The sequence below is a fragment of the Ideonella sp. P3_A4 genome (assembly GCF_056403075.1).
In genome coordinates this window covers 1-2,838 of record NZ_JBFUGE010000713.1, presented here as the reverse complement: position 1 = coordinate 2,838, position 2,838 = coordinate 1, and the positions used below count along the sequence as shown (strand labels likewise).

The following is a 2,838-nucleotide window of genomic DNA, read 5'->3' as shown; positions in this document are numbered from 1 at the left end:
GTTTCGGCCCGTCCATCAAGGTCTCGGCGATCGACTGCAGCAGCGCGGCGAAGACCGGCGCACCGGGTTCGGCCTTGTCCTTGCCGGCGCAGAACGAGGCACCGGCGCCGTGGATCAGCAGCACACGCACGACAGGATCGGCCATCGCCGCCCGCAGCTCGCGCAGCAGATCCACCGTCATCGACATCGTCAGCGCGTTGAGCTTGTCGGGACGCGAGAGCGTGATGACACGCACCGCACCGTCGATCTGGGCAACGATCATGTCAGCGCTCCTTGAATGCGGGGGTCAGTCCGCAGGCTTCAAACGCCACGCGCCACGCCGCAAGCTTGCGCTCGAAGCTCCAGCTCGCGTTGGCCGGGCTGGTTGACGGCAGGCGGTGGACCGGCAAGCCTAACGCCTGTGTGATGCGCATGCTGCGCGCCGATTCACCGCCGTTGTGGGCAATGGCCACCAGGCCCGGCGCAAGCTGTCGCAGTTGGCCGAGATCGTTGTGTTCGGCGGCTTCGATTGCACTGTCCAGACTGCCTTCGCGCAGACAGGCGGCGTAGACATCCCACAGGCCCAGGCCCCGCTCACGGATCGTGGCCAGCCGCTCGTCGTAAGGCATCGCCAGCAGGTCGGTGCCCAGCAGCGCGCCGACGATGGGCCAGAAATGGTTGCGCGGGTGGCCGTAGTACTGCTGGGCCTTCAGCGACGCGGCACCGGGAAAACTGCCCAGCACCACCAGCCTGGTGTTGGGCGCAATCACTGGCGCCAGGCCCACCAGGCGGGGCCGCTCGTCGGTTGAAGCGCTCATGCGGCCTCGCCCATCAATGCGGCCAGCCGCGGCAGCGCCGCCCACGCATTGGCATTGGTACGCGCGGCCGTCTCTTCGAGCGACCAGCCACGCAGCTCGGCCAGCGTCTGCGCGACGCGCGGCAACTCACTCGGCTCGTTGCGGCTGGTCTGGCCCTCGGCACGCTGGGCTGYGGTGCGGTACAGCCAATGCGGCGGGATGTCGGGCGAGTCGGTCTCCAGCACCGGCGCATGACCTGGCACCTCGGACGCCAGCTCGCGAATGTTCAGCGCCCGATCGAAGGTCATCGCACCACCGAAGCCGAGCCGGAAGCCGCGTTCGACAAACGCCGCCGCCTGCTGACTGCTGCCGTTGAACGCGTGGCCGATGCCACCGGGCACCTCGATCTGGCGCAGGTGCTTCAACAGAATGTCGGCTGAGCGCCGCACATGCAGCAGCACCGGCAGTCCCGCATCGCGCGCGAGCTTCAACTGGCCGACGTAGAAGCGCTCCATCTGCTCACGGCTCAGGCCGGCGACGAAGAAGTCGAGCCCAATCTCACCGACCGCGACCAACCTCGGGTCATCGCGCCAGCGCGCCAGCGCCTCGGCCAGGCGGTCCAGATCGTCCGGCTTGGCACGGTCGACGCACAAAGGGTGAATGCCCAGGGCATACGTCAGGTTGTGCCGATGGGCCAACTCGCGCACCGCTTCGAAGTTAGCCACCTCGACAGCCGGCAGCACCTGCATCGTCACACCGGCCGACTGCGCGCGCGCAACCACCGCGTCGCGGTCGGCGTCGAACTCGGCGGCATCAAGATGGCAGTGCGTGTCGATCCACATCGTCGCGGTTCACCTGCTCGTACGGCACCCGATTGGCCTGCGCGGCCAAGCTCACATCGGCGGACGCATCCGCGCGTTGCCGCCCCGCCCCTCGCCCTGGGGCGGCCGCGGCGGGCGCCCGGGGCCCGAGAGCGGTAATGACAAGGTCTCGGGGATCGGGTCCAACCCCAGTTGGGTGCGCAGGTCGCTTCGAAGTTCCTCGATCAGCGGCTGGTAATCGACCGGCTCGCCGAGCATCAGCACCTGCACGCAGGCCGCCGCCAGTTCGACCTGGCGGATCGAGCCGAACAACACGACATCGGCCAGCGCCTCTTCCATCTGCCCCCGGTGGTCGCCGGTGGCGGGTGTAAACGAACCGGCCAACGAGCGGTAGGCGATCACCAGATAGCGCAGCCGCTCGGCCTCCTGCCGCGCTTCGCGTTGCCGCTTGTGGCGCACGCGCAGCAGCACGTACATGCGGATCGCAAGCAGCACCACCGCAATGATCACCGGCACGATGATCGCGAGCGGGTTCAGCTCCGAAAAGCGCATCGGCTCAGACGACGGTCGTGGGCAGGCGACCAGCGTCGAGCTGCAAGCGGCGATCGCAGCGTGCGGCCAGGGTCTGATCGTGTGTGACGAGAACGAAGGCCAGTCCGCGTTCGCGTGCGCGCGTCAGCATCAAGGCAAAGACACGGTCGGCGGTGTCGCGGTCGAGGTTGCCGGTGGGCTCGTCGGCCAGCACGCAGGCCGGGTCGGTCACCAGCGCGCGGGCCAGCGCCACACGCTGACGCTCGCCGCCCGACAACTCGCCCGGACGGTGCATCACCCGCTCGCCCAGGCCCACTTCGGCCAGTGCAGCGCGCGCCTTTTCATGCGCCTGGGGCACCGACATGCGGCGGATGCGCAGCGGCATCGCCACGTTGTCGAGTGCACTGAACTCGGGCAGCAGGTGGTGAAACTGGTAGACGAAGCCCAGGTGCTGGTTGCGCCACAGGCCTTGTTCGGCTGCACCCATCTCGTCGATGCGACGGCTCATCAGCGTGACGTGGCCGCTGCTGGGCGCATCGAGCCCACCCAGCAGGTGCAGCAGCGTGCTCTTGCCGGATCCGGAGGCGCCGACGATGGCCAGCGTTTCGCCGCGTTGCACTGTCAGGTCCACGCCCTGCAGCACCTGCACGTCGAGCGGGCCTTCGTGGAAGCGCTTCGTCAGCGCCTGGGCTACCAGCACGGCGCTCTGC

Annotated in this window: 5 protein-coding genes; all 5 read right to left on the bottom strand. The window is 68.4% G+C overall.

Annotation, left to right across the window (positions count from 1 at the left end; translation table 11 throughout):
- On the bottom strand, positions 1 to 262 hold a 262-nt coding region (locus AC1DYI_RS31615; protein WP_477208071.1), incomplete at its 3' end, for an enoyl-CoA hydratase/isomerase family protein.
- 1 nt (position 263) lies between these two features.
- Positions 264 to 797 carry a DNA-deoxyinosine glycosylase gene (locus tag AC1DYI_RS31610; RefSeq protein ID WP_477208070.1) on the bottom strand — a complete coding sequence of 178 codons (534 nt, stop codon included), beginning with the start codon at positions 795 to 797 and terminating at the stop codon, positions 264 to 266.
- Complete coding sequence (locus AC1DYI_RS31605; RefSeq protein WP_477208069.1) at positions 794 to 1,618, bottom strand: TatD family hydrolase; 825 nt, start codon at positions 1,616 to 1,618, stop codon at positions 794 to 796. The genes AC1DYI_RS31610 and AC1DYI_RS31605 overlap by 4 nt, the downstream gene beginning before the upstream one ends.
- Positions 1,619 to 1,669: 51 nt before the next feature.
- The gene (locus AC1DYI_RS31600; RefSeq protein WP_477208068.1) at positions 1,670 to 2,149 is read right to left on the bottom strand and encodes a preprotein translocase subunit YajC; all 480 of its coding nucleotides are present in this window, start codon (positions 2,147 to 2,149) and stop codon (positions 1,670 to 1,672) included.
- A 4-nt stretch (positions 2,150 to 2,153) separates the two neighbouring features.
- Positions 2,154 to 2,828, bottom strand: coding sequence for an ABC transporter ATP-binding protein (locus tag AC1DYI_RS31595; protein ID WP_477208072.1), 675 nt, complete (start codon positions 2,826 to 2,828; stop codon positions 2,154 to 2,156).
- Between the last annotated feature and the right edge of the window lie 10 nt (positions 2,829 to 2,838).

What these genes read in the sequence shown, in the direction of transcription:
- AC1DYI_RS31600 (WP_477208068.1), bottom strand. Translation starts at nt 2,149, where the DNA reads ATGCGCTTTTCGGAGCTGAACCCGCTCGCGATCATCGTGCCGGTGATC.
- AC1DYI_RS31610 (WP_477208070.1), bottom strand. Translation starts at nt 797, where the DNA reads ATGAGCGCTTCAACCGACGAGCGGCCCCGCCTGGTGGGCCTGGCGCCA.